Source organism: Actinoplanes sp. CA-142083, from assembly GCF_050942195.1.
GTDB lineage: Bacteria > Actinomycetota > Actinomycetes > Mycobacteriales > Micromonosporaceae > Actinoplanes.
In genome coordinates this window covers 7,238,889-7,264,387 of sequence record NZ_CP192076.1, presented here as the reverse complement: position 1 = coordinate 7,264,387, position 25,499 = coordinate 7,238,889, and the positions used below count along the sequence as shown (strand labels likewise).

Annotated in this window: 21 protein-coding genes and 1 pseudogene; 17 read left to right on the top strand and 5 right to left on the bottom strand. The window is 71.7% G+C overall.

Features of this window, described 5'->3' with window-relative positions; translation table 11 throughout:
- Positions 1-5: 5 nt before the first annotated feature.
- From ACQPZX_RS33365 to ACQPZX_RS33350, 4 genes are read left to right on the top strand one after another with little or no spacing between them, the layout of a single operon-like run.
- Positions 6-755 carry a 6-phosphogluconolactonase gene (locus ACQPZX_RS33365; protein ID WP_433364104.1) on the top strand — a complete coding sequence of 250 codons (750 nt, stop codon included), beginning with the start codon at positions 6-8 and terminating at the stop codon, positions 753-755.
- 2 nt (positions 756-757) lie between these two features.
- Positions 758-2,059 carry a glycoside hydrolase gene (locus ACQPZX_RS33360; RefSeq protein ID WP_433364101.1) on the top strand — a complete coding sequence of 434 codons (1,302 nt, stop codon included), beginning with the start codon at positions 758-760 and terminating at the stop codon, positions 2,057-2,059.
- Positions 2,056-3,054: a BadF/BadG/BcrA/BcrD ATPase family protein gene (locus tag ACQPZX_RS33355; protein WP_433364098.1), complete on the top strand. Its 999-nt coding sequence runs from the start codon at positions 2,056-2,058 to the stop codon at positions 3,052-3,054. The genes ACQPZX_RS33360 and ACQPZX_RS33355 overlap by 4 nt, the downstream gene beginning before the upstream one ends.
- 11 nt (positions 3,055-3,065) lie before the next feature.
- Entirely contained in the window at positions 3,066-5,309 is a 2,244-nt protein-coding gene (locus tag ACQPZX_RS33350) for a beta-glucosidase family protein (protein WP_433364095.1), read from the top strand.
- 27 nt (positions 5,310-5,336) lie between these two features.
- Here ACQPZX_RS33350 and ACQPZX_RS33345 read toward each other — a convergent pair whose 3' ends face one another.
- The gene (locus tag ACQPZX_RS33345; protein WP_433364092.1) at positions 5,337-6,404 is read right to left on the bottom strand and encodes a hypothetical protein; all 1,068 of its coding nucleotides are present in this window, start codon (positions 6,402-6,404) and stop codon (positions 5,337-5,339) included.
- Between the two features lie 73 nt (positions 6,405-6,477).
- On the opposite strand from ACQPZX_RS33345, the gene ACQPZX_RS33340 reads away from it, so the two are divergent.
- Positions 6,478-7,398, top strand: coding sequence for a TolB family protein (locus ACQPZX_RS33340; protein WP_433364086.1), 921 nt, complete (start codon positions 6,478-6,480; stop codon positions 7,396-7,398).
- A 169-nt stretch (positions 7,399-7,567) separates the two neighbouring features.
- Here the strand turns inward: ACQPZX_RS33340 and ACQPZX_RS33335 are convergent, their stop codons facing one another.
- Together ACQPZX_RS33335 and ACQPZX_RS33330 are read right to left on the bottom strand one after the other, a co-directional pair.
- Complete coding sequence (locus ACQPZX_RS33335; protein WP_433364081.1) at positions 7,568-8,737, bottom strand: ABC transporter permease; 1,170 nt, start codon at positions 8,735-8,737, stop codon at positions 7,568-7,570.
- On the bottom strand, positions 8,734-9,651 hold the full coding sequence (locus ACQPZX_RS33330) for an ABC transporter ATP-binding protein (RefSeq protein WP_433364078.1): 918 nt from the start codon (positions 9,649-9,651) through the stop codon (positions 8,734-8,736). Before ACQPZX_RS33330 ends, ACQPZX_RS33335 begins: the two co-directional genes overlap by 4 nt.
- 63 nt (positions 9,652-9,714) lie before the next feature.
- Between ACQPZX_RS33330 and ACQPZX_RS33325 the strand changes: the two genes are divergently transcribed.
- Positions 9,715-10,587, top strand: a complete 873-nt coding sequence (locus ACQPZX_RS33325) for an SPFH domain-containing protein (RefSeq protein WP_433364075.1) — start codon at positions 9,715-9,717, stop codon at positions 10,585-10,587.
- Positions 10,588-10,600: 13 nt separating this feature from the next.
- On the top strand, positions 10,601-10,804 hold the full coding sequence (locus tag ACQPZX_RS33320; protein ID WP_433364072.1) for a hypothetical protein: 204 nt from the start codon (positions 10,601-10,603) through the stop codon (positions 10,802-10,804).
- Here ACQPZX_RS33320 and phoU read toward each other — a convergent pair.
- Positions 10,801-11,448 (bottom strand): phosphate signaling complex protein PhoU, encoded by a 648-nt coding sequence (phoU, locus tag ACQPZX_RS33315; protein WP_433364069.1) that lies wholly within the window; start codon positions 11,446-11,448, stop codon positions 10,801-10,803. The genes ACQPZX_RS33320 and phoU overlap by 4 nt on opposite strands.
- A 98-nt stretch (positions 11,449-11,546) precedes the next feature.
- On the opposite strand from phoU, the gene ACQPZX_RS33310 reads away from it, so the two are divergent.
- The 8 genes and pseudogenes from ACQPZX_RS33310 to ACQPZX_RS33275 all read left to right on the top strand — a co-directional run bounded on the left by ACQPZX_RS33310 (position 11,547) and on the right by ACQPZX_RS33275 (position 18,439).
- Positions 11,547-12,110 carry an RNA polymerase sigma factor gene (locus ACQPZX_RS33310; RefSeq protein WP_433364066.1) on the top strand — a complete coding sequence of 188 codons (564 nt, stop codon included), beginning with the start codon at positions 11,547-11,549 and terminating at the stop codon, positions 12,108-12,110.
- A complete protein-coding gene (locus ACQPZX_RS33305) occupies positions 12,107-12,889 on the top strand; it encodes a hypothetical protein (protein WP_433364063.1) in 783 nt (260 codons plus the stop codon). Before ACQPZX_RS33310 ends, ACQPZX_RS33305 begins: the two co-directional genes overlap by 4 nt.
- Positions 12,890-12,903: 14 nt before the next feature.
- Entirely contained in the window at positions 12,904-13,704 is an 801-nt protein-coding gene (locus ACQPZX_RS33300) for an ABC transporter ATP-binding protein (RefSeq protein ID WP_433364060.1), read from the top strand.
- Entirely contained in the window at positions 13,701-15,005 is a 1,305-nt protein-coding gene (locus tag ACQPZX_RS33295) for a hypothetical protein (RefSeq protein ID WP_433364057.1), read from the top strand. The genes ACQPZX_RS33300 and ACQPZX_RS33295 overlap by 4 nt, the downstream gene beginning before the upstream one ends.
- Entirely contained in the window at positions 15,002-15,607 is a 606-nt protein-coding gene (locus ACQPZX_RS33290) for a hypothetical protein (protein WP_433364054.1), read from the top strand. Before ACQPZX_RS33295 ends, ACQPZX_RS33290 begins: the two co-directional genes overlap by 4 nt.
- Before the next feature lie 174 nt (positions 15,608-15,781).
- Positions 15,782-15,901 (top strand): annotated as a pseudogene (locus ACQPZX_RS33285) (ABC transporter ATP-binding protein); the annotation flags it as partial.
- A 14-nt stretch (positions 15,902-15,915) separates the two neighbouring features.
- Positions 15,916-17,493 carry an ABC transporter permease gene (locus ACQPZX_RS33280; RefSeq protein WP_433364051.1) on the top strand — a complete coding sequence of 526 codons (1,578 nt, stop codon included), beginning with the start codon at positions 15,916-15,918 and terminating at the stop codon, positions 17,491-17,493.
- Positions 17,494-17,503: 10 nt separating this feature from the next.
- Positions 17,504-18,439, top strand: a complete 936-nt coding sequence (locus ACQPZX_RS33275; RefSeq protein ID WP_433364048.1) for a DUF389 domain-containing protein — start codon at positions 17,504-17,506, stop codon at positions 18,437-18,439.
- On the opposite strand, the gene ACQPZX_RS33270 is transcribed toward ACQPZX_RS33275, so the two are convergent.
- Complete coding sequence (locus tag ACQPZX_RS33270) at positions 18,436-19,548, bottom strand: winged helix-turn-helix domain-containing protein (protein ID WP_433364045.1); 1,113 nt, start codon at positions 19,546-19,548, stop codon at positions 18,436-18,438. The genes ACQPZX_RS33275 and ACQPZX_RS33270 overlap by 4 nt on opposite strands.
- Positions 19,549-19,603: 55 nt before the next feature.
- Between ACQPZX_RS33270 and ACQPZX_RS33265 the strand changes: the two genes are divergently transcribed.
- Both ACQPZX_RS33265 and ACQPZX_RS33260 read left to right on the top strand, forming a co-directional pair.
- Positions 19,604-21,493, top strand: coding sequence for a hypothetical protein (locus tag ACQPZX_RS33265; RefSeq protein WP_433364042.1), 1,890 nt, complete (start codon positions 19,604-19,606; stop codon positions 21,491-21,493).
- A gap of 135 nt (positions 21,494-21,628) precedes the next feature.
- Positions 21,629-25,492 carry a LamG-like jellyroll fold domain-containing protein gene (locus tag ACQPZX_RS33260; protein WP_433364039.1) on the top strand — a complete coding sequence of 1,288 codons (3,864 nt, stop codon included), beginning with the start codon at positions 21,629-21,631 and terminating at the stop codon, positions 25,490-25,492.
- Positions 25,493-25,499: the final 7 nt, after the last annotated feature.

Genomic DNA, 25,499 nt, shown 5'->3' with positions numbered 1-25,499 from the left:
CCCTCGTGTCTCTGCAACCCATCGTGCTGCCCGACGCCGACGCGGTCGGCGACCAGGTCGCCGCGACGATCCTCGACCGCATGGCCGCGACCGGCGACCGGCCCTTCCTGCTCGGCTGCCCCAGCGGCCGTACGGCGATGCCGGTCTACCGGGCCCTGGCGCGGCACGCCGCCCTCGGCACCGACCTCTCGCGCCTGGTGATCGTCATGATGGACGACTATCTCGACCCTGCCCTCCAACGGGTCGCGCCTGAGTTGTCCTATTCATGTCTCGGCTTCGCGCAACGCCAGATCGCCGATCCGCTGGGAGCGCCCCTCGAGATCTGGGTGCCGGATCCGGCCGACCCGATCGGCTACGACGAGAGCATCGAGGCGTCCGGCGGGATCGACCTGTTCCTGCTGGCCACCGGCGCCGGGGACGGTCACATCGCCTTCAACCAGCCCGGCACGCCCCGCGACGCCCGCACCCACGTCACCGCGCTCGGCGAGGCGACCCGGCGCGACAACATGGGGACGTTCCCCGAGTTCACCCGCCTCGACATGGTGCCCACCCACGGAGTGACGGTCGGCGTCGACACGATCGCCACCCTGTCCCGCGAGGTGATCATGATCGTCTGCGGCGCGCACAAGCACGAAGCGTTCGCCCGCATCACGGCGGCCGAGGCCTACGAAGCCGACTGGCCGTCCACCATCGTCGTCGAATGCAAGAACCCCACGCTCATCGCGGACCACGCGGCCGCTGTCAGGGAGAAATGATCATGGCATCCATCAAGCTCGTCTACATCGGTGGCGGATCCTCCCGCGGCGCCGGCACCATGGCGTCGATCCTGGCGCACGGCAAGGAGTTCGACGGCTCCGAGATCGTCATCCAGGACGTCAACCCCGACCGCCTCCAGGCCGTCGAGACCATCGCCCGCAAGATCGCCAAGGCCGACGGCCTGAACATCAAGATCTCGTCGACCACCGACCGGCGGGCCGCGCTGACCGACGCCGACGCCGTCCTCGCGAGCTTCCGCCCCGGCGACTTCGCCGCCCGCGCGCTCGACGAGCGGATCCCGCTCAAGCACGGCGTCATCGGCCAGGAGACGCAGGGACCGGGCGGCTTCTTCATGTCGCTGCGGTCGATCCACATCTACGAGGACATCATCCGCGACCTTGACGCGGTCGCCCCGAACGCGGTCATCTTCAACTACACGAACCCGGTCAACATCGTGTCGCAGGCGGTCACCCGCTTCACCGACCGCACGATCTGGTCGATGTGCGAGGGGCCGATCACCTTCCCCAACACGGTGCTCCGGGCCGCCGGCCTCGACCCGGCGAAGGCCAACGTGGTGATGGCGGGCGTCAACCACAACTGCTGGTCCTACGAGCACACGTACGAGGGCAAAGATCTTATGCCTTTGCTCGACGCCGCCTGGGAGGCGCGCAAGGACGATCCGACCCTCGACCTGCACGCCAAGCGGATGCTGCGCCTGGCCACCACGATGCGCTCGGTGCCCAGCGACTACTTCCAGTACTACTACTTCCGCGAGGAGGTGCTGCGGGAGGCGCAGGCGGCCCGGCGGACGCGCGCCGAGGTCCTGCTCGACGCGCTGCCCGGGTACTGGCAGCACTACGAGGAGCAGATGCTCGCCGACGTTCCCCAGCTCGACCCCAAGCGGTCGCGGGGCGGCATCCATGAGCTCGAGCTGGCGATCGACGTGATGAGCGCGTACTACAACGACAACAGCGCCCGCCTGCCGGTCAACCTGCCGAACATCGGGGGCGCGCTGCCGGGCTTCGACGAGGATGTCGTCGTGGAGATGTGGTGCACCGTCGACGGGCAAGGCGTCCGGCCGCTGCCGCAAAAGCCATTGCCGCATTCCGTACGGGGTCTGGTCCAGCAACTCGCCGAGTTCCAATATCTCGCCGCCGAGGCCGCGTGGAAGGGCACCCGGGCCGACGGCGTCCGCGCGCTGGCCGCCAACCCGATGGTCCCCACGCTCGCCGTCGCCGAGGAGCTGTACGACGAGATGGCGTACGCGCACCGCGCCTACCTCCCGGAGCGTCTGCTCAAGTGAGTCACGCGTACCTGGCGGTCGACGCCGGAAACTCCAAGTCGGTCGCCCTCGTCACCGACGCCGAGGGTGCCGTCCTGGGCCGCGGCCGGGGCGGCAACGGCGACATCTACGGCGCCGACAGCGTCCCTTCCGCGCTCGAGTCGGTATTCGAAGCGGTGCAGGCCGCCCTGGCCGGCGCCGGGGCCGTCGACATCGCTGCGGCCGCGTTCCGGATCGCCGGCGTGGACTACCCCGAGGACGCCACCTTCTGGGACGACCACCTGCGGTCGCGTTTCCCTTTTCTGCGGGCAGTGAGCGTCAAGAACGACGCGTACGCGTCATTGCGGCTGATCGACGGATCCGGGGTCGCCGTGTCGATCACCGTCGGCACCGGGCCCGCGGTGGCCGCGCGCGCCAAGGACGGCCGCGAGGAGCACTCCGGCTTCTTCGTCTTCGACCACCTCGGCGGCAGCGGGCTCGGCAACGCGGCCCTGCGGGCGGTGTGCCTGGCCTGGATGGGCGCCGGCCCGGAGACGGCCCTCACCGAGTCGATGTTGTCGTTCTACGGCGTCGCGGACGGCTGGGAGTTGCGCCACGTGTTCACCCGGCGGTTCGGCGCGCGGCCCGCGTCGGACCTGTGGCAGGCGTCGCGGCTCGTCCTGGCCGCGGCGGAGGCCGGTGACGCGGTCGCCGTTTCCATCGTCGCCGAGCAGGCGTCGGCGTTTGTTCGGTACGCGGAATGGTGTGCCCGGCGGGTCGGCGTCGACCTCGCGTCGGGCGAGCTGCCGGTGCTGCTCAACGGATCGGTCGCCACGTCCGAGCACCCGGCGATGCGCGACGCCCTGTTTTCTTCGCTTCATCGCGTCGCGCCGGCCGCGCGGGTCGTCGTCGCCGACGCCTCCCCGCTGAGCGGCGTGGTGCTCGACGCGCTGGCCGAGGGTGGCGTCGAGGTCGGCCCCGAACTGCTGGCCCGGGTGCGCGACGACCACCCCCACGACTTCCTCACGACGTTCTAAGGAACCCCTTGATGATCGACATCGCCGCCCTCACGCTCGAGGAGAAGGCGTCCCTGCTCTCGGGCCACGACGACTGGTACACCGAGGCGATCGACCGGCTCGGCCTGCCCGCCATCGAGGTCGGCGACGGCCCGCACGGGCTGCGCAAGGAAACCGGCGTCGACATGGTGTGGGTGCCCGCCACGGGCTTCCCCACCGCGTCGGCGATGGGCGCCTCCTGGGACCGCGACCTCGTCCGCCGGGTCGCGGTCGCGATCGGCGAGGAGGCCCGCGCCGAGGGCGTGCAGGTGGTGCTCGGCCCCGGCGTCAACATGAAGCGGTCCCCGCTGTGCGGGCGCAACTTCGAGTACTTCTCCGAGGACCCGCTGCTTTCCGGCGAGCTCGGCAGCGCGTACGTGAAAGGCGTGCAAAGCGTCGGCGTGGGTGCCTCCCTGAAGCATTTCGCCGCCAACAACCAGGAGATCGAGCGAACCCGCATCTCGGTCGAGGCCGACGAGCGGACGCTGCGCGAGATCTACCTGGCCGCCTTCGAGCGGGTGGTGAAGGCGGCCGACCCGTGGACCGTCATGTGCTCCTACAACCGCTTGCACGGCGTGCACGCCTCGGAGAACCGGTGGCTGCTCACCACGATCCTGCGGGAGGAGTGGGGCTACGACGGCGTCGTCGTCTCCGACTGGAACGCCGTGCACCACCGTGTGCGCGCCCTGGCCGCCGGCCTCGACTTGGAGATGCCCGGCACCGCGGGCAAGACCGACGCCGAGATCGTCTCCGCCGTCCGCGCGGGCGAGCTGGACGAGAGCGTCGTGGACGAGGCGGTCCGCCGGGTGGTGCGGCTGGTCGAGCGCGCTCACCCCGCCGCCGTCCCCGGCTTCGAGGTCTCGCCCGGCGCCAGGCTCACCGATTCGCAACTGGAGCTCCTGCGCGCCGACGAGCACCACGCGCTCGCCCGGGAGGCCGCGGCCGGTTGCGTGACGCTTCTGCGCAACGAGGGCGGCGTGCTGCCCCTGAACCCTTCCGCCCGGGTAGCCGTCATCGGCGCTTTCGCCGCCCACGCCCGCATCCAGGGCGGCGGCTCCTCCGGCGTGGACCCGACCCGCGTTGACAACGCCCTGGATTTCTTCGAGGCCGCCGCCTACGCCCCCGGCTACGTCCACACCCCCTTGAACGCCTACCAGGACGACCTGACCGCCTACTTGGCCGCCCACGACGCCACTTTCGTGGACGACGGCCGCGGCCCCGCGCGCCGCTCGGCCGCGCTGGCGGAGGCTTTACGCCTGGCCGCCGCCGCCGAGCGCGTAGCCGCCGGCCCCCTTTCCGCCGAGGCCCGCCGCTTGATCGACGAGGCGGTGCTGGTAGCCCAGGACGCCGACGTGATCGTCGTCTTCGCAGGCTTGCCGCTGGCCTTCGAGCAGGAGGCCGACGACCGCACCACGCTGTCCTTGCCGGCCGACCAGTTGGCCCTGCTGGACCGCCTGGCTTCCCTGCGCGACCGAACCGGCGCCGACCTGGTAGTGGTCCTCTCCAACGGCGCGGCAATCACGATGGACCCGTGGCACGACCGAGTAGACGCCATAGTCGAGGCGTGGCTGCCCGGCCAGGCAGGCGCCGGCGCCGTGGCAGACGTCCTCTATGGCCGCGTGAACCCTTCGGGAAAGGTCGCCGAGACCTTCCCCCTGGCCTTGGAGGACACCCCCAGCTACGTCACGTGGACCGGAGAGCGCGGCACGGTGCTCTACGGCGAGGGTGTCTTCATCGGTTACCGCTGGTACGACGCCCTCAACCGCCCGGTCCGCTACCCCTTCGGCCACGGCTTGTCCTACACAACCTTCGACTACACAAACCTCAACATCAAAATCACCGATTCCGTACGGGTCACCTGCACCGTCACCAACACCGGCCCCCGCCACGGCCGCGAGGTGGTCCAGCTCTACATAGGAGACCCCGACGCCACAGTCCGCCGCCCCGTACGCGAGCTGCGCGCCTTCGAAAAGCTAACCCTGGCCCCCGGCGAAAGCACCCCAGTCACCTTCGACCTGACCCCCCGAGACTTCGCCTACTGGGACATCGCAGCGGGCCCCCACGGCGCCTGGCGCTTGGAGGGAGGCGAGTTCGTCATCGAGATAGGCGCCTCGTCACGCGACATCCGCCTGCAAACAACCATCACCCTCCCCGACGACCCCACCCTCCCACCCATAATCCCCGACGAGAAGCTCCTAGAACTAGGCGGTTCACGCTTCACCCAGGGCCACCGCTGACCCCGAACGCGAATTCGAGATTACCTTTTACCCCCACCCCCGTCCCTGCCAGCAAACACCGATTCTTGGGTGCCGACTTTCGCCCTCAAAACGCCGGGAAATGGGTTGCCCAGCCACCGAAATCCCGGTAAGAACGAAGGACGGTTTGAACGGCGCGCCGACCCGCTGAATGCCGCGTGCATTACCTGCTCGCGACTTGGACGCGCGCGCCGTTCTTCGACGCCGACGGTCAACTCGGCCCTGGCACCCCTCGCTGTCGCCGCCACTGCCGCCGCCGCCGCCGCTGCTGCCGCTGCTGCCGCCACTGGCGTCGCTGCTGCCGCTGCCGTCGTTCGCGCTGCCGTCGTTCGCGCTGCCGTCGTTCGCGCTGCCGTCGTTCGCGCTGCCGTCGTCGCCGCTGCCGTCGTCGCTGCCGTCGTTCGCGCTGCCGTCGCTGCCACGGTTGGCGCCGTTGCCGCTGCTGGCGCGGCCGTTGGTGGTGCCGCCGTTGCTGCTGGCGTTCGCGCTGTCGTCGCTGCCACCGTTGGCGCCATTGCCGCTGCTGGCGCGGCCGCCGCTGCCGCCGTTGGCGCCGCTGGGGCCGCCGTCACTGCCACCGTTGGCGTCGCTGTCGCTGTCGCCGTTGCTGCTGGCGTTGGCGCCGCTGGGGCCGCCGTCACTGCCACCGTTGGCGTCGCTGTCGCTGTCGCCGTTGCTGCTGGCGTTGGCGCCGCTGGGGCCGCCGTCACTGCCACCGTTGGCGTCGCTGTCGCTGTCGCCGTTGCTGCTGGCGTTGGCGTCGCTGTCGCCGCTGGTGCTGGCGTCGCTGGCGGAGCAAACCGACGTGCTGTCTGGCCAGGCTTCGGCGCCGTCGCTGCTACCGCGTCGCCCTCGTGCAGGCGGCGCAGCTTCTGAGCGTGGCGCTGAGTCAGGCCCCAGGCGCGATGCCGGGCATGCTCCCGGCGAAACGCCTCCGCCGCCGGCGAATAACGGCGTGACCGGGTGCGATCGCGCATTTCGGCCAATTGCGCCTTGGAAAAGAACCCCAGCTGTCCCACCCCAGAATTCTCCCACCTCCGAGAATGCCGCGGTAAGCCCGGGACCGCGTTCGATCATGCCATTCTTTGGCGGCGCGGTGATGGCATGGCAGAGTGGGCGATGTGACGCTTCCCGAGACCTCAGATTCCCGATGAGCCCCGCCCGCACGCTCGCCGCCGGCCAGGTGTGCCGGATCCACACCTACGATGTGGCCACCGGCATCACGACCCTGGTGCACTCCAGCGACTCCGTGCTGTTCGAGGCGCCCAACTGGGCCGCGAACGGCGACCTGATCCTCAACGGTGACGGCCTGCTCTGGCGCCTGCCGGCCGACGGTGATGGCCCGGCCGACGGTGATGGCCCGGCCGACGGTGATGGCCCGGCCGACGGTGATGGCCCGGCGCCGCAGCGGATCCCGCTCGACGGCGTGCCGGAGCTCAACAACGACCACGTCCTGGCGCCCGGCGGCGACACGATCTACGTCTCCGCCGACGACGGGCACATCTACGAGGCGCCGCTGGGCGGGGGAGCGGCGCGCCGCGTGACCCACGAGGACCGCCTGCATTTCCTGCATGGCGTCAGCCCGGATGGCGCGGCCCTCGCCTACGTGGGGATCGAGCCCGGCAACTGGGATTCCGCCGCCCTCTTCACGATCGGCCGCGGCGGCGGCCCCTCGACCCGGCTCACGTCAGCTGGCGGGCGGGATGACGGGCCGGAGTACACGCCCGCCGGTGACTGGATCTACTTCAACACCGAGCTGTTCACCGGCCGAGCGCAGATCGCCCGGATCCGCCCGGACGGGAGCGACCCACAGCAACTCACCGACGACGAGCGGGTCAACTGGTTCCCCCACTTCGCGCCGGACGGCGGCCGGGCGGTCTACCTGAGCTACCCGCCCGGCACGCAAGGCCATCCCGCCGACCGGCGAGTCCAGCTGCGGCTGGTCGACGGCGACGGCTGGAAGGCGCCGCGAACCATCGCCGAGCTGCCCGGCGGCCAGGGGACGATCAACGTCAACAGCTGGTCGCCGGACGGCCGCCGCTTCGCCTACGTCGACTACCCCATCGGCTGACCGTCACGCCGCCCCGCGCGTTATTGAGACCGCCGGGTCAGTAGGTCCGTGCCTGGCCGCTTTGCTCTGCTTACCTATGCGCGCGCCGACGTGCGTTCAGGTAAGCAGAGCAAAGTGCCGCGGAGTGCAGCCCGGCGCGCCCGCCCGTCGGCCAGCAGCGGGGAGGGTTTCAGGCGGCGCGCCAAGCGTCGCGCAGGCGGACGCGGGCGCCGCTTCGCAGCACCGCGTTGCTGTAGATGCGGGACGCGATCCAGAGCAGCAACGGGATCACCACGATGATGCCGGCCAGGGCGATCGCCGCCTGCCAAGCCGGCACCACGCCGAGGGCCAGCCGGACCGGCATCAGGGTGGGTGCGAAGACCGGGATCATCGAGAGCAGCGCGACGAACCCGGAGTCGGGGTTGCTCGGCAGGATCGAGATGCCGATGACGTAGCCGACGATCAGCAGCATCATCACCGGCGTGACCACCGCGGCGACCTCCTCCTGGCGGCTGACCAGGGAGGCGACCGCGGCGAAGGCCAGCGAGTAGGCGGCGTAGCCCAGCAGGAACCAGATGATCAGCCACACGATGGTGCTGACGGCCGCGCTGATGTGCAGGTCGAGCGATCCCGTGGCGAGGCCGACGGCCACGCCGGACAGCGCGATGATCGCCACCTGGATGAGGCCGACGATGCCCAGCCCGAGAACTTTGCCGATCATCAACTGCCATGGTCGTACGGCGGCAAGGATGATCTCGACGACGCGGCTGGTCTTCTCTTCCACGACGCCCTGGGCGACGGCCTGGCCGTTGAGCAGCAGCGCCATGTAGATCAGGATGCTCGTGAGGATGCCCAGCACCAGTTGCTGGCCGTTGTTGTGCTTGGGCGGGGAGAGCGGCGTGACCGCGACGGTCGCCGTGGAGATCGAGGCCGCGACCTTGGCCGGGTCGCCGCCGAGGGCCTGGACCTGCTGATCGAGCGCGCTGCGCTGGGCCACGAGCTGGAGCACCGACTGGAGGCCGTCGTCGAGCTCGGTCTTGACCACGACCTGGATCGGGCTGGCCCCGGTGACCAGCAGCGCGTCGAGCGTGCCGGCGTCGACCTGGACCCGGCCGGTCGCATCGTCGACCTCGTGGGTGTGCATGTCGACGTTGATCGAGGCCGCCGTCGTGGTGAGCGCGCCGGTCAGGTTCGCGGCCGCGGGGGTGACGCCGACGTCCAGGTAGGACGGGCCGTTGTCGGCCAGCTTCGCGATCAGCCCGAGGGCGACCAGGATGAGCACGCTGACCACGGTCGCGATGCGGAAGGCCTTGGAGCGCAGCCGGGTGCCGATCTCCCGGCCGGCGATCATCCAGATCATGCCGCTTCTCCCTCGGTCGGAGCGCTGACGATGTGACGGAACAGGTCGGTCAGGGACGGGCGGCGGCGGGCGAACTCGTGCACCGGGCCGGTGGCGAGCGCGGCCTGCAGGATCGCCTGGTCGTCGGCGCCGTCGAGGAGCGCCAGGCGGGTGCTGGCGCCGGACTGGTCGAGCACGGTGACGCCGGTCAGGGAGTCCGCCCACCCGGGTGGTGCGGCCGGCGCGTTGATGATGAGCTCCTCCGGGCCGCCGGCGCGCAGCTCGTCGACGGTGCCGACGGCGACCATGCGGCCCTGCCGGACGATGCCGATCCGATCGCAGAGACGCTCGACGAGGTCGAGCTGATGAGAGGAGAACATGACGGGTACGCCTGCGTCAGCCTTGTCGCGGAGCACGCCACTCATCACGTCGACGGCCACCGGATCGAGGCCGGAGAACGGCTCGTCGAGCACCAGGATCTCGGGGTCGTGGACGAGCGCGGCGGCCAGCTGGACGCGTTGCTGATTGCCCAGCGAAAGCTTGATCACATCGTCGTCGCGCCGGCCCGCGACGCCCAGCCGCTCCACCCACGCGTCGACCGAGGCGCGGGCCGCGGCCGGCGTCATGCCGTGCAGGCGGGCCAGGTAGACGAGCTGCTCGGCGACCTTCATCCGGGGGTAGAGGCCGCGCTCCTCGGGCATGTAGCCGATCTTGCGGCGGGTGTCGCGATCGAGCACCTGGCCGTCCCACCGGACCGCGCCCGCGTCCGACGCCAGGACGCCGAGGACGATGCGCATCGCGGTGGTCTTGCCCGCGCCGTTGCTGCCCACGAGACCGAAGATCTCGCCGGCGCGCACCTCGAAGGTGGTGCCCTGCAGGGCGACCACGTCGCCGTAGCGCTTGCTTACCCCGTCTATCTCCAACTGGCGTGTCACAGAAAATGTGATATCACTTTGATAGGAGCGGGGCAACCCCGTGCCGACCGGAGGGGGAGGACCATGGTCACCGAAACCATCACCCAGGAACGCCGCGCCGACGGCGCGCCCGGCATTCCGGTCCTGCTCGGCGGCATCGTCGTGATCGTCGCGGCCTTCGTCCTGCTGGCACAGGGCACCGAGGCAACCGTCGTGACCGGTGCCCTGATCATCGCCGCCGTCATCGTCGCGCTGCGCGGGCTGACCCCGGTCGCTCCCGGTGAGGCGCGGGTCGTCCAGTTCCTCGGGCGGTACACCGGCAGCGTCCGGACGACCGGCCTGCGCTGGGTGAACCCGTTCACGACCCGGCGCCGCGTCTCCACCCGCATCCGCAACCACCAGACCGAGGTGACCAAGGTCAACGACGCGGACGGCAACCCCATCGAGATCGCCGCCGTCGTCGTGTGGCAGGTCAGCGACACGGCGAAGGCGGTCTTCGAGGTCGACCAGTTCGAGCAGTTCGTCGCCATCCAGGCCGAGACCGCCGTACGGCACATCGCCAACTCCTACCCGTACGACGCCCACCAGGCCGGCCAGACCTCCCTGCGGGACAGCGCCGACGAGATCACCCAGAAGCTCGCCGAGGAGATCGGCGCCCGGGTGGCGGCGGCCGGCGTGACGATCGTCGAGGCGCGGCTCTCCCACTTGGCGTACGCGTCGGAGATCGCCCAGGCGATGCTGCGCCGCCAGCAGGCCAACGCGGTGGTCGCCGCCCGCCAGCGCATCGTCGAGGGCGCGGTCGGCATGGTCGACATGGCGCTGACCAAGCTGGCCGAGGAGTCGATCGTCGAGCTCGACGAGGAGCGCAAGGCGGCCATGGTCTCCAACCTGCTCGTCGTGCTGTGCGCCGATCGAGACACCCAGCCTGTCGTCAACACCGGCACCCTCTACCACTGACCTGGGCACGCGAATGGCAGAGCGCAAGAGCATCCTGTTGCGGCTGGACCCGGCCGTGCACGATGCCCTGGCCCGGTGGGCGGCCGACGAGCTGCGCAGCACCAACGCGCAGATCGAGTACCTGCTCCGGCAGGCGCTGCAGGCCCAGGGGCGGCTGCCCGGCGAGGCCAAGAAAATGCGCCGGCCCGGGCGTCCCTCTCGTGAAGAGGAGGACTAGGGCAGGCGGGTCTTGCCGGTGACCAGGACGATGACGTGGTGGCCGACGTTGACGGCGTGGTCGGCGTACCGCTCGTAGTAGCGGCCCAGCAGCGCGCCGTCGACGGCGGCCTCGACGCCCATTGGCCACTCCTGGCTGATCATGACCTTGAACAGCTCGCGGTGCAGCTGGTCCATCGCGTCGTCGTCGCTGTCGAGCTGGGCCGCCAGCGTCGCGTCGTGGTCGGCCAGCGCCGCCACGATCTTGCCGGCCAGCTCGTCGGCGACCTTGCTCATCTGCCGGAACATGCCGGCCAGCTCGGGCGCGACCGCCGGCACCGGGGACCGGCGCAGCGTGGCCCGGGCGACGTGCGCGGCCAGGTCGCCCATGCGCTCGAGGTCGGCGGCCGCCTGCAGCGCGGTCAGGGCCACCCGCAGCTCGTCGGCGACCGGCTGGTGGCGGGCGATCAGGTCGAAGACCCGGTCGTCGACGACGCGGTAGAGCACGTCGATCTCGGCGTCGCGTACCGTCACCTGCTGGGCGAGGGTGTGATCGGCCGCGAGCAGCGCCGCGCTGGCCTGGCGCATCGCTTCCCGTACGGCCTTGGCCATGGTGACCAGTGAACTGCTCACCCTTGCGAGCTCGTCGTGAAAGTCCCCGCGCATCGGCAAACTCTATGCGCCGGCACGTACGGAAAACGCATAGTGACTCAGGTCACAGCGATTGGTGAATCGTGGGCGATGCGGGGGTCGTCTTGCTTGGTGTGAAACGGAGTCTGGACGCGGCCGACGAGGGCGAGCTGGTGCGGCGCACCGCCGCCGGCGATCGGCGCGCCTTCGACGAGCTCTACCGGCGGACTTCGCCGTGGTTGCTCGCCCGGCTGCGCCGCCGGTGCGCCGACGAGGACGTGGTCGCCGACGTGATGCAGGAGACCTACCTCGCGGTCTGGCGGGCGGCGGGCAGCTTCAGCGGTCCGGGCGTCCAGGGCAGCGCGGTCGGCTGGCTCTGGACCATCGCCGCGCACCGCCTGGTCGACGCGTTCCGCCGGCGGGCCCGGCAGCACGACGTGCCCGCCGTGGCGCTCGCCGAGACGGTCGCTCCGGCCGCCGAGGACGAGGTCATGGCCGGGCGGGTCGGCCAGGAGCTCGAGCAGGCCCTGCTCGTGCTCCCGGCGGAGGCGCGGCAGGTGCTGCGGGCGATGGTTCTCGACGGCCTCTCGGTGCGGGAGACGTCGCTGCTGCTGGGCGTGCCGGAGAGCACGGTGAAGTCGCGGGCCCGGCGGGCCCGGATTGCTCTGCGAGAAACATTGGGGGAGGCGCTGTCATGACCACACATCCGAGCGCCGCGGTGATCGCCCGCTACGCCGACCCGGGGGCCGACCTCGACGAGGTCACGATGTGGTCGGTCGAGCTGCACCTGGAGGAGTGCGCGGAGTGCCGCTCGCGGCTGACCGGCGGCGCCGACGTCCTCGAGCGGGTCGCGGCCGCCCTGGACCGCGAGATCGCCGCCGGTCCCGCTCCGGCCCGCCGCCGGCGCTGGTCGGTGGCGAGCAACCGCTGGCTGGTCTGGCACCTGGTGCCGTGGCTCGTCATGTCGCTGGCGGTGCTGGCCTGCGCGGTCCTGCTGCAGGCGGCGCAGCCCCTCGTGCCGCTGGTCTTGCTGCTGGCCCCGGTGGCGCCGCTGCCCGGGGTCGCGATCGCGTGGAGCCGGCGCCACGACCCCGCCTGGGAACTGATCGCGGGCACCCCCGCCGCCGGCCTGGCGATGCTGCTCAGGCGTACGGCAGCGGTCTTGATCGTGATTGTGCCCTCGCTGGCCTTGGCCAGCAGCCGGACCGGCGTCTCCCTGGCCTTGACGCTCCTGCCCTGCCTGGCTTTCACGGCCGCGACCATCGCGCTCGGCGCCTTCATCGGCGTCCATCGCGCCGCGGCCGGGCTCGGGATCGCCTGGACGCTGGCGGTCCTGGTGCCCGCCGTGATCTCCACGCACGTGCCCCTGGTGCTGCGACCCGGCAGCTCCGGGGCTTGGGCGCTGCTCACCCTCGCGCTCGCCGGTCTCGCGGCGACGCGCGCCGCCAACTACCGCCGGCTGTCCAGCCACAACTGAGGAGGACGAAGATCATGCGTACGGTGAGCGCGGCCGAGACGGCCCCCACCACGTTTCCCTGGGTGGTGGCCGCCGAGGGGCTGAAGGTGCGCGCCGGCAGGCACCTGGCAGTCGACGGTCTCGACCTGACCCTCGGCAACGGCGTCCACGGCCTGCTCGGCCCGAACGGGGCCGGCAAGACGACGCTGATGCGCGCGCTGGCGACGGTGGCGAAACCGGCCGGCGGGCGGTTGACCCTGCTCGGCGAGCCGGTCGACGGCCGGGCCGACCTGCGGCGGGTGCGCCGGGGGATCGGCTACCTGCCGCAGCAGTTCGGCTTCTACCCGCGCTTCACGGTGCGCGAGTTCGTCGAGTACATGGCTTGGCTCAAGGAGATGCCGAAAGGCGAGGTGGCGGGCGCGACGCAGCGGGCGATCGACCGGGTCGGGCTGACCGCCAAGGCGGACGCGCGGATGAAGACGCTCTCCGGCGGCATGCTGCGCCGGGCCGGGATCGCCCAGGCGATCGTGAACGACCCGGCGATGCTGCTGCTCGACGAGCCCACCGTCGGCCTCGACCCCGAGCAGCGCCTCGACTTCCGGGAGCTGCTGCGCGACGCCGGCGTCGACAGCTGCGTCGTGGTCTCCACCCACCTCGTCGAGGACGTGGTGGCCGCCTGCTCCGACGTGGTCCTGATCAACGAGGGCCGGCTCGTCCACCAGGGCACCCCCGGCGACCTGGCCGCGCAGGGCGGCGAGAGCGACGCCGGCGACAGTCCCGCCGAGCGCGGCTATTCGGCGCTGCTGCGCCGGCACCGGGCGGGGGAGGGCCGGTGAGCCGCGTGTTCGGCATCGAGCTGCGCCGGTCCGCGGCGCTCGGGTCGGCCGTGATCCTGCTGGTGGTCGGCGTGCTGGTGCTGTTCTTCGCCGGCGAGACGTTGTTCACGACCGGCTGGATGCAGCTGGCCATGTCGCAGCGGCTCTTCCTGGCCCTGCTGTGGCCGGTCGCGCTTGCGGCCGGCGCCTGGCAGGCTCGCCGCGAGATCCGGTCGAAGGTCGAGGAGCTGTTCGCCACCACCCCGCGCCCGCGGGCGCACCGGATGATCCCGACGCTCGGCGCGATGGGAGTCGGGGTCGTCGCCGGCTATCTGGCGATGGCGCTCGCCGGCGGCCTGTGGATCGTCCGGACCGCTCGTTACCTGCCGGTTCAGTTCTTCGCCGTCACGGCCGTCGGACTGCTGTCGCTGATCGCGGCGGTCTGGCTCGGGCTGGCGGTCGGCCGCCTGCTGCCGTCGCCGGCGACCGCCCCCGGGCTCGGCGTCGCCGGATTGGGGCTGCTGCTGGTCATCCCGGGCGCGACGCGTCCCCGCGGGTGGCTGGCTCTGGTGTTCTCGCCGATCTACGAGATGAACATGCCCGACGCCTACACGACCGTGCCCGGCCGGGTCAGTCTCTCGCAGGCGATCTGGATGACCGCCCTGGCCGTCGCCGCGGTGCTGCTGTTCGCCTCGAACGGCTGGCGGCTGCGGGTGGCGGCGGTGCTGCCGGTGGTGCTCGGCGCCGCGCTGGCGATCGCCGCCATGCCCCACCAGAAGAGGGTCGTCGTCGACGCGATCGACCCGGTGGCGCGAGAGCTGGTGTGCGAGCCTCAGGTGTGCGTCAGCCGGGTGCACTCCGGGCTGCTCGGCGAGGTGACCCCGCGGGCGCGGGAGGGGCTGAAGATCCTGGCGAAGCTTCCGGCGGCGCCGACGCAAGTGCATGAGGACACCACGACGTACGGGCCGCCGATGTACCCGGCGTGGCACGACGACGTCGTGTTGCTCACCGTGCACGCCGACTCGAAGGCCCACCTCGACAACCGCGGCGGGACGGCGGCGGAGGTGGTCGCCGGCGCCTTCGCCAGCAAGCCCAACTGCGCCAATTTCGCCGGTCCGGCCGAGCGGCTCGCGGCCGCCTACTGGCTGATCGGCAGCGAGCCGGTGGCCCGCGGCGACTACGACCCGGCGGCCATCGGCGAGGCCGTCCAGCTGTGGCAGGGCCTGCGTCAGCTGCCCGAGAGCGAGGCGATGGCCAAAATCGTGGCGCTGCGCCAGGCTGCCCTCGCCTGCACGGTCGAGAAAGGGCAGCTGTCCCGATGAGGTGGCTCGCTCTCTACCTGCGCTCCCGGCGCGCGCCGCTCGCGCTGGCCGTCACTCTTACCGGCTCGGCCGCGATGTGGACCCTGTGGTCGGTCTTCTCCGACAGCCGCGAGGTGGCGGTGGAGATGGTCGTCCTGACGGTCCTGCTGCTGGTCACGGCGCTGACCGCCACCCTCGGCGGCCCCGACGACGCGCTCGAGGGGACGGCCGCGCTGCCGTGGCGGCCGCGACGGGCCGCGCACGTGCTGGCGGCGTTCCTGGTCGTGGCGGGATTGCCGCTGGTCACGCTGGCGACGGGCGCCCGGTTCGGCCCGGCCTGGCTGGTGCTGCGCGACGCGGCCGGGCTGATCGGGCTGACCGCCCTGGGCGCCGCGACGATCGGGGTCGCCCGGGCCTGGTTCGCGCCGCTGGGCTGGACGCTGGCCGCGACCCTCTTCCCCCAGTCGGAGCCGGTCATCGCCCGGGTCCTGACGTGGCAGACCCAGCCGCGGGTGAGCACGGCCGCGACGGTGACGGCCGGGTTGCTCGCCGTCGGCGGCCTGATCGTGTACGCGGTCGCCGGCCCGGCCCGCCGCGCACCCGCCGAGGCCGCCCAGCAGTGACCCGGCCGGCGCTCGGCCCGCGGCGCGGGCTGCGGCGCGAGGCCCTCACCCTGCTCGGCTCGCCGGCCGCCGCGCACACATAGACGATCCTCGCCGGCTTCTTGACGCAGGCGTACGATGCCGGTAGGTGTGCCGGGAAGACTGGTCGGCGAGTCGTCGACCCGTGGAGGCGTCATGGTTTCCCGCGCGATCACCATCTCCGAGCTTCGCAAGTCCTTCGGCAGCGCCAAGGCCCTCGACGGGCTCGACCTGACCGTCGCCGAGGGCGAGGTGCACGGCTTCCTCGGGCCTGACGAGGAGTCCGGGCGATGACCGGGACGCTGCCGCTGCTGCGCTTCCTGCTGCGGCGCGAGCGCCGAGGCCTGCCGCTGTGGCTGCTGGGCGCCACGCTGCTGGTGCTGGTCCAGTCCGGGCAGAGCCAGAACCTCTACGGCACCGCCGAGGCGCTGCAACGGCTGCGGCAGACCATCGGCTCCAACAGCGCCGTGATCGCCATGAGCGGGCCCACCGGGCTGCTCGCGTCGATCGGCGGCGAGATCGTGTTCGAGATCTTCGCCTTCGCGTCGATTGTCGTCGCGCTGATGAGCATGTTCCTGGTCGGCCGGCACACCCGCGCCGACGAGGAGTCCGGCCGGGCCGAGCTGATCCGGTCGGCGCGGGTCGGCCGGCACGCCCCGCTGGCGGCGGCGCTGGTCCTGGCGGGGACGGCCGACGTGGTCGCCGGCCTGCTGGTGTTCGCCGTGGCGGCCGGCACCGGTCTGCCGGTCGCCGGGTCGGCCCTTTTCGGCGCCGGCATCGCCGGGGTCGGCCTGGTCTTCGCGGCGCTGACCGCGATCGCGGCGCAGGTCTTCGAGAGCACCCGGGCCGTGTACGGGTCGGTGGCGCTCCTGCTCGGCGCCGCCTTCGCGCTGCGGGCCGCCGGCGACGTGAGCAACGGCGCGATGGCCTGGGCCTCGCCCATCGGCTGGGGCCAGCGCGCGTACCCGTACTCCGAGAACCGCTGGTGGCCGGTGCTGCTCGCGGTGGCCGTCTCCGCGCTGTTGGCCACCGCCGCGGTGGCGCTGCTGGCCCGCCGGGACTTCGGCGCGGGCCTGGTGCCGCCCCGGCCCGGCCGGCCGTCCGCCTCGCCGCTGCTGCGCAACCCGTACGCGCTGGCCTGGCGCCTGCATCGCGGCGCCCTCGCCGGATGGACCGCCGGGCTCGCCCTGCTCGGCGTCGCCTACGGTTCCATCGGCGACAGCATCGCGCAGTACGTCCGCGACAACCCGGAGATCGCGCAGTTCCTGCCGGGCGGCGCCGACGACGTCGTGAACTCCTATCTGGCGCTGACCACCGGGCTGTCCGCCCTGCTGGCCGCCGCCTACGGCGTGAGCAGCGTGCTCCGCGTCCGGTCCGAGGAGACCACCGGCCGCGCCGAAGTCGTCCTGGCCGGCCCGACCAGCCGGTGGGCCTGGCTGGCGGGTCAGCTCAGCGTCGCCCTGGCGGGCGCCGCCATCACCCTGACCGCGTTCGGGCTGGGCTTCGGCATCGCGTACGGAATGGCGGTGTCCGACGCCGGCCAGGTGCCGCGCCTGATCGGGGTCGCTCTCGCGTATCTGCCGGCGGTGTGGCTGGTCATCGCCGTGACGGTGCTGGCGGTCGGCTGGCTCCCGCGCCCCGCCGCCGCCGTGGCCTGGGCGGTGGTCGCCTACTGCGCCGTGATCGCCCTGTTCGCCGACTCGTTCGACCTGCCCGGCTGGTCCCGGCGCGCGTCGCCGTTCGTGCACACCCCGAGGGTGCCGCTCGACGACCTCAGCCTCCCGCCGCTGCTGACGCTGATCCTGATCGCGGCGGCCCTCATCGCCGCCGGTTACGCCGGCCTGCGCCGCCGGGACGTCGGAATCTGACCATGGTCCAATGGGTGCCGTGCTGCATCTGCGGATCATCAGCCCGGCCGATCGGACCACCAGAGTTGAGCGGCTGCTCGCCGAGGACGTGGCGGCAACCCATGTCGTGGTGTTCCCGGGCGTCGCGCGAGATCCGATCGGCGATCTGATCACCTGCGACGTGGCGCGGGAGGGGGCCAGCGCGCTGCTGGCGCGATTGCGCGATCTGGATCTGGAGCGGGACGGCTCGATCATGCTGGAGACCGTCGACGTGTCGCTGTCCCGGTCGGCCGATCGCGCCGAGCGGCGGGCGCCCGGGTTCGGGGTGGACGCAGTGGTGTGGGAGCAGATCGAGCAATCCACCGGGGAGGAGTCCCGGCTGTCGGCGGCCTTCCTGGTCTTCATGGCGGTGGCCACCGCGATCGCCGGGATCGGCGTGCTGCTCGACCAGCCGATCCTCATCGTCGGGGCGATGGTCGTCGGCCCGGAGTTCGGACCGCTGGCCGCGCTCTGCGTCGGTCTGGTGCGCCGCCGCGCCTTCCTGTTCCGGCGGGCGCTGGTCACGCTGGCCGTCGGGTTCCCGGTGGGCATGGCGGTCACCGTGCTGACCACCTGGTTGCTCGACGCGGCCGGGCTGGTCAGCCGGGACATGCTGCTCGCCGACCGGCCGCTCACCAGCTTCATCTGGCAGCCGGACGCGCTGAGCTGGGTGGTCGGCTTCCTCGCCGGCGTCGCCGGGATGCTGTCGCTGACCTCGGCCAAGGCGGGCACGCTCGTCGGGGTGCTGATCTCGGTGACCACGGTGCCGGCCGCGGCGAACGCCGCGGTCGCCCTCTCCTACGGCGTCACCGACGAGGCGGTCGGCTCGGCGGTGCAGCTCCTGGTGAACGTGGCTGCGATCGTCCTCGCCGGGGTGCTCACCCTGCTGGTCCAGCGGGTCGCCTGGCACCGCCCTCGGCGCTCCTAGCCGCCGAGCTGGAACCGCTCGAACCGCGCGAGTGCGGCGTCGATCGGCTCCCGATCGGCGCCGCCGAGCCACGTCCACTGCTGGATCAGCAGCTTGCCGGCGGCGCGGTCGGTCTTGAGGTCGATGACGGCAACGATCTCGTCGCCCACGAGCACGGGCAGCGCGAAGTAGCCGAAGACCCGCTTCTCCTTCGGCACGTACGCCTCGAACACATGCCGGTAACCGAAGAACAGCTCGAGCCGCTTGCGCTGAATGACCAGCGGATCGAACGGCGAGAGCAGATGCGCGGTTCCCGGATCCGGCTGCGGCGCCGTGTCGAGCGCCTCCGACGTGGCCCAGTGTTCGGCGCCCTCCACCGTCACCGGCACGAGCCGCTTGCGGCGCACACGTTCGTCGATCAGGGCCCGGACCGCCGGCTTGGCCGCGTGCTCGTGGTAGCAGGCGGAGTCGAGGCTGATCAGGCCCTGTGAGCGGAGCGCCCGGTCGAGCCGGTACGCGGCAATCTGCTTGGCCGTGGCGGCCCGCGGTTTCGCCCAGCCGAAGTGCCGCTCCGGCAGCTCGTACGTCTTGATGATGCCGGTGCGCTCGCTGACCGTGACCAGACCCCAGGCGAAGGCGACCTCGAGGGCGCGCTTCGACGGCTTCCGGCTGGCCCAGGCCCAGTCCTTGTCGATGAGCACGTCGTCCTTGATGTCGCTGACCTTCAGCGGCCCGTTGTCGCGGATGCGTTTGACCGCGCGCCGGACGTCGTCGGCCGTGAACCCCTTGTGCCACGACAGCCAGGGCCCGGTCCGCACGCTGCGCATCGCCGGGACGAAGTACTTGTAGTCGTCGGTCGGCACGTAGGAGAGCGCGTGCGTCCACGTCTCGAAGAGCGTCTTGTCGACGGTCTGCGCCCGATGCAGATGCGCCTTGTCGTAGCCCGGGATGCGACTCCACAGGATGTGGTGGTGGGCGCGCTCCACCACATTGATCGAGTCGATCTGCACATACCCCAGATGCTTCGTCGCGGCGAGGGTCGCCTCCGGTCCGCTCCCGAACGGCTCGGCCACGTCGAGCCGCTGAGCACGCAACCAGACGCGGCGGGCTTGATCCACTGCGATGCGCATCGCTCCACTATGCCCGCCTGGAAGCGGGAGGCAAGCGGTAGATCCACTGACGACGATGGATGACATGAACGGCACGATCCACGGCGGCGTCCACAACTACTACCAGGTCCCGGAGGGCGCCTCGGCCGGGGAGAAGTTCGAGTTCGCCCGGAACTATCTCGCCTCCGGCCAGGCGACGACCGCCCGCAAGCTGCTGGCGGACGTGACCGCCGAGATCCGCTATTCGAACGAGATGTGGTTCTTCTGGATGCTCGCCTTCTACAGCGGGCGGACCCGCTGGGAGCTCTCCGCCGAGGACCGGGCGCATTGGCGGACGGCGTGTGAGCAGATCGACGATCTGCCGAGGGACAGCTGGTCGCCGGGCATCGACGTCATCCGGAGACTGGCCGGGAATGAGGCCACCCAGGACGAGGCCACCCTTCGCGACCTCGACGCGCTGGATGCCCCGCTGCGCGACGAGATCCTGCGGCACCTGGAGCGTGTGCTGCGCGGCGCGCTCAAGGACGAGCTCTGGCTGCGTGAGGTGACGCGGGCGGTAGCCGAGCAGAACGCCGAGCGCAGGCAGGAGCGGGTGTGGAAGTTCTTCGAGCCCGAACCGGCGGAGCCGCGGGCCCGCCGCGTGCGCGGGCCCGACTACTCCGCCGCGCACCTGGCGCTGGCGGTGCTGGCCGGCGCGGTCGTCGCGGGCGCGCTCGGGACGATCGGCTGGCTCGCGCTCGGCCGCGACGACACCTCGGCACTCGTCGCGCTGACGGTCACCATCCTCGCCGCCGGCGTGGCCCTGATGAACGGGGCGGACTGGCGGTTCCGGCTCGATCAAGCGCGCGCCGAGGAGCGCCGGCGCCGGGCGGCGCGCTTCCCCGGCGCCCAGGCGAGGCCTCCGGGATTCGCCGCGACCGTGGACCGGATGTACACGCGCTACGCCCGCCGGTGCGGCGAGGAAGGCGCCGAACGTGCCGCTTGGCTACTGGATGCCTACCTGCCGCTGTGCCGGCTCCGCGACGACCTGGTCGAGGCCTACCGCGAGAACCGCGTCAAGGCCGACCGGGTCAGATGGCTGATCCGGTTCCAGGTCCGGGAGCTGTACCGGCAGTGGTCCGAGGGCACGCCGCTCGATCCCCGGCAACGGTGGGCCGTACCGGCGCACCTGAAGGCGCTCACCGCGATCGGCACGGTCGCCGCCTTGGCCGCCACCGTCTGGGCCGTTCAGGCCGCCGCGCGGCAGGACCCGGTGTACGCGGCGGAGGCCCTGATCGCGTTGATTCTCGGCGCCTGGGTGGCCGTCCCCATCGGGCTGCGCATCGCGGCCGAGAACCGGCGGTTCGCGGCCGAGCGGATCGACCACGACCAGCGGCTGACGGCGTCTTTCTTCGAGTTCCAGCGGTGGCGGCACCGGCTCTCCGACCGCCCCAGCGACATCGAGATGGCGCGGTGGCTCGAGTGCGACCGCCGCATCCTGTTGCGGCTCGCCATGCGGATGCATCAGCTCAGCTGGAGCGACATCAGCGCGTACGCCTCGCTGGAGGCGCCGGGACCGGACAGCCGCAAGGCGCGCGCCAAGAACGGCCCGTGGCGGTACTCCCGGTACCGGCTTTTCGTCTTCCTGCTCACCGTGGACGGGGTTCGGCAGATCACCGTCGAGCTGGACTTCGAGGAGGCCTCCTTGCACCACTGGGAGCGCACCAACTATCGCTACGAAGCCGTGGCCGCCGTCCGCGTGACGCTTCAGGACGACGGCGCCCGCGAGTTTCAGCTGTTCCTCGTCAACGGCGCCGACATCGACGTCCCCGTGACCGAGCCCGGTGGCGCGCTCGACGACGAGGACCAGCGGATCCTGGCCGACGGCGCGCAGGACGCCACCGGCCTGCGCAACACCCTGTTCGTCCTGGAAGGCGTCGCCGCGGAGGGCCGCAAGTGGTGGAAGGGCGCCGCCAACCGGCGGTGAAGCGGAAATGAATCACCGCCCTGCCAGCATCCGGACATCAAGTCTGCGATCGCGCGGCGGGGGGAGACGGTGGTGCGGGGACGGATCATGCGGGTTGTCGCCTTGGTGGCGGCTACCGCGCTCACGATAGGGACGATGGCCGCGCCACAAAGCGCGGCGGCCGATACCAAGAAGCCGGAACAGCGCGTCGAGGTCACCTCGGCGCGGTCGGAGACCCGGCAGGTGTTCGCTGAGCCCGACGGCACGTACACGATGGAGATCTCGGCCGAGCCGCAGCGGGTCCGCCGGGGCAAGGGCTGGGTTACCCCCGACGCGACCCTGCAAGCGCGTCCGGACGGCACCGTCGGCCCGCGCGCCGCGGTGTCCGGCATCTCCTTCTCGGGCGGCGGCGAGGGTAAGCCGCTCGTGCACCTCACCGCCGACGGCCATCGGCTGGATCTGTCGTGGCCCGGCCGTCTGCCGGCACCGAGGCTGGAGGGCGCTGCGGCGGTCTACCCCGACGTGCTGCCGGGCGTGGACCTGCGCCTCGAAGCCGGCCAGCGGGGCTATACCCAGGAACTCGTGATCAAGACCCGGGAAGCCGCCTTGAAAAGCGTCACCTACAAGGTGGCGACCGACGGGCTGACGCTCAGCGCCGACGGTAAGGGCCTGCAGGCGAAGGACGAGCACGGCAACGTGGCCTTCGCCTCCGGCCCCGCCGCGATGTGGGACGCCGCCGGGGCGAAGGCGGTGGCCGAGCAGCGCGCGGGCCCGGGCACGATCACGCTGACCCCCGACCAGAAGCTCCTGGCCGACCCGGCGACCGTCTACCCGGTCACGGTCGACCCGGACTTCTCGCCGCCCAGCACCGGCTGGGCGAAGGTCTTCTCCGGCCACCCCGACCAGAGCTACTGGACCGGCCAGGGCGACGACGCGCTCGCGAAGATCGGCAACTGCGCCTTCGCGGGGTGCAACGGCGTCGGCACGGCCCGGTCGTTCTGGCAGTTCAACATCTCGGCCCTGCGCGGCGCGGTGATCCTCGGCGCCGAGCTCAACCTGCACGAGACGCACGCGCCGTCGTGCTCGGCGCGGCCGTTCCGGGTCTATCAGATCGACCCGATGACCTCGGCGCCGACGTGGAACCGCCAGCCGACCGGCTGGTACGGCCCGATCGCCCAACCCAATGTCGCGTACGGCTACAGCTCCGCCTGCCCCGCGAACTGGGTCGGCATCTCCGCCGGTGAACGGGTCGCGGCCCAGCTCGCGGCCGGCTGGACCACCTCGGCCTACGCGGTGGTGGCCGCCGACGAGAACGACTCGCTGGCCTGGAAGAAGTTCGACAACGGCTACCTCGTCGTGCACTACGACTGGAAGCCGGGCGTGGCGTCGGCCTGGAGCACGGTCGGGCAGGGCCCGAGCCTGGGCTGCGCCGACGACCCGGCCAAGGCGTTCACCGCGACCGCCCGCCCGATCCTGCACGCGACGCTGACCGACCCGGACGGCCAGAACGTCAGCGCCACCTTCGAGTGGGCGGTCTGGAACGGCGCCTCGGTCGGTTCGCAATCGCTCGCCGCCCAGGCCAACGGCAGCTCGTTCCAGGTGACGGTCCCGGCGGGCGCGTTCGCCCACGGCAGCCGGATCGCCTGGCGGGTCAAGCCCAACGACGGCATCGTCGACGGCCCCTGGTCGACCTGGTGCGGCCTGACGGTCGACACCGCGCCACCGGACCGACCGGCGGTGTCCTCGGTGGACTACCCCGAGGGTCAGACCGCCGGGTACGTGGGCCGGACCGGCTCGTTCACCGCGCGCTCGACCGAACCCGACCTGCTGGGCTTCCAGTGGAGCCTGAACTTCCAGGACTTCCCGCCGGTCAACGTCAGCTCGCCGTTCTTCGCGCCGGCGGCCGGCGGCGCGGCCACGATCCGGGCCACTCCGCCCCGGACCGGCCGCAACGACCTGTACGTGCGCGCTGTCGACAAGGCGCTGAACGTCTCCGCGGCGTACCAGAGCGGCTTCAATGTCGGCTCGGCGATCCCGCCCCCGGTCGGCTATTGGCCGATGGACGGCACCGGCACGATGACCGAGGTCCCCGACCTCTCCGGCGGCGGCCGGCACGCCACCGCGACCGGCATCTGGCCGGGCAGCGCCGCGGCCTGGACAACCGGCCGGGTCGAGGACGCCATGCGGTTCAACGCGAGCGCCGACGGAACCTCGGGTGGTTTCGCCCTGGCGTCGGGCACCCGGGCGGTCGACACGACCGGCACCTTCGCCGTGTCGGTCTGGGCGAACCTGGATCGCGCCGACGCCGTCAGCCACACCGCGATCAGCCAGGCGTCCGGCTTCAGCCTCGGCTACGAGGGCGACACCCGCCGGTTCGCCTTCACGATGTACGCACCGGACGGCGCCCCGACCCGAGCGACGGCGGCCCTCGCGCCGACCCCGGGAGCGTGGGCCCACCTGATCGGCATGTATGACGCCGGCGCCAAGCAACTACGCCTCTACGTCAACGGCGCCCTCGACGGCACCGCCGGCCTGGCCTCGCCGCGCGCCTCGACCGGCCCGGTGCAGCTCGGCCGCGGCCAGGCCGGCGCCTACTGGCCCGGCCTGGTCGACGAGGCGAAGGTGTGGAACCGGCTGCTCTCCGACGACGAGATCCGGACCGCGGCGGGCACCCCCGCGATCGAGGAAGCGTTCTACCCGCTGAACGACGACACCGGCGACGAGTCCGGCAACTACCGCACCGGCGTCCTGACCGGCGGCGCGCGGCTGGATTCGGGCGCGGTGCTGCTCGACGGCGTCGACGATGCGGTCACCACCGCGGGACCGGCCGTCCGCACCGACACCAGCTTCACCGTGAGTGCCCGCGTCGTCCTGAGCGACGACACCCGCACCCAGACGGTGGTCAGCCAGGACGGGTTCGCCCTGCGATATGAGAGCGGCCGCTGGGTGATGCGGGTCGGGTCCATCGTCGCGGCGTCCGCGCCGGCGGAGGTCCACGAGGAGTGGGTGTTCGTGGCCGGCGTGTACGACGCCGGCTCGCGCCAGGTCCGCCTCTACGTCGATGGCAACGAGTACCTCGCCCCGGGCCGGGTCGCCGCGAACGTGGGCGGCAACCTCGCGATCGGCCGCGACACCACCGGCAACTTCCTCGACGGCCGGGTCGACGACGTGCACGTCTGGACCGGCGCGCGCAGCCCCGAGGACCTCACCGCCGACAAGCTGAGCCTGGCCACCTCGCGGCCCACGCCGTACACGGGTCAGCTCAGCCGCTATTACGACCACAACAGCCACCACTGGGTCACCAGCGGCCCGGTCCCGCCCGGCACCGCCTTCGAGATCGGGCTCGGCACGATGGCGCCGCCCGGATCGCCGGACACCCGGATGCTCTACTCCTGCCTGTACCCCGGTGGCCAGTACGTGACCCTGACGCCCGGCTGCGAGACCTCGGACAGCCGCGTCCTCGGCGAGATCGGCCTGCTGTTCAAGAATCCGCGCCCCGACGTGGCGACGGTTCCGGTGTACCGGTGCGTGACGACCAAGGGCGACCACTTCGTCGCGGTCACCGAGGACTGTGAGGGAAGCAAGAACGAAGGACTCCTCGGGTACGCCCAGGCGTATCGCGCCCTGATCCGATACGTGCACGTAGTGGCGCCGTCCGACCACTTCACCTCGATCACCGGGCGTACGGCGTTCAACGGCGGCCCGGCCTACACCTACCGGGCGGAGGGCCGGCTGGGCTTCGTCGGGATGGCCACCGAGCCCGGCCAGCGCCCGCTGTACGCCTGCGTCGACGGCGCCGACGAGTTCCTGGCCACCAGCTCCGCCTGCGACGGGAAACAGCAGCGGTACTGGACCGGCAACGTCTGGAACGATCCACCGCCCGTCGCCCTGGAGAGCCGCCCGCTCATGGCGTGCCGCTCCGGCCTCGACGGGTCGGGGGAGTGGTTCGCCTCGACCGACCCGCTGTGCGAGCAGCGCAGCGTTCTGGGTCCGCTCGGCTACGTGATCACCAGGTTGTGACGGGGGA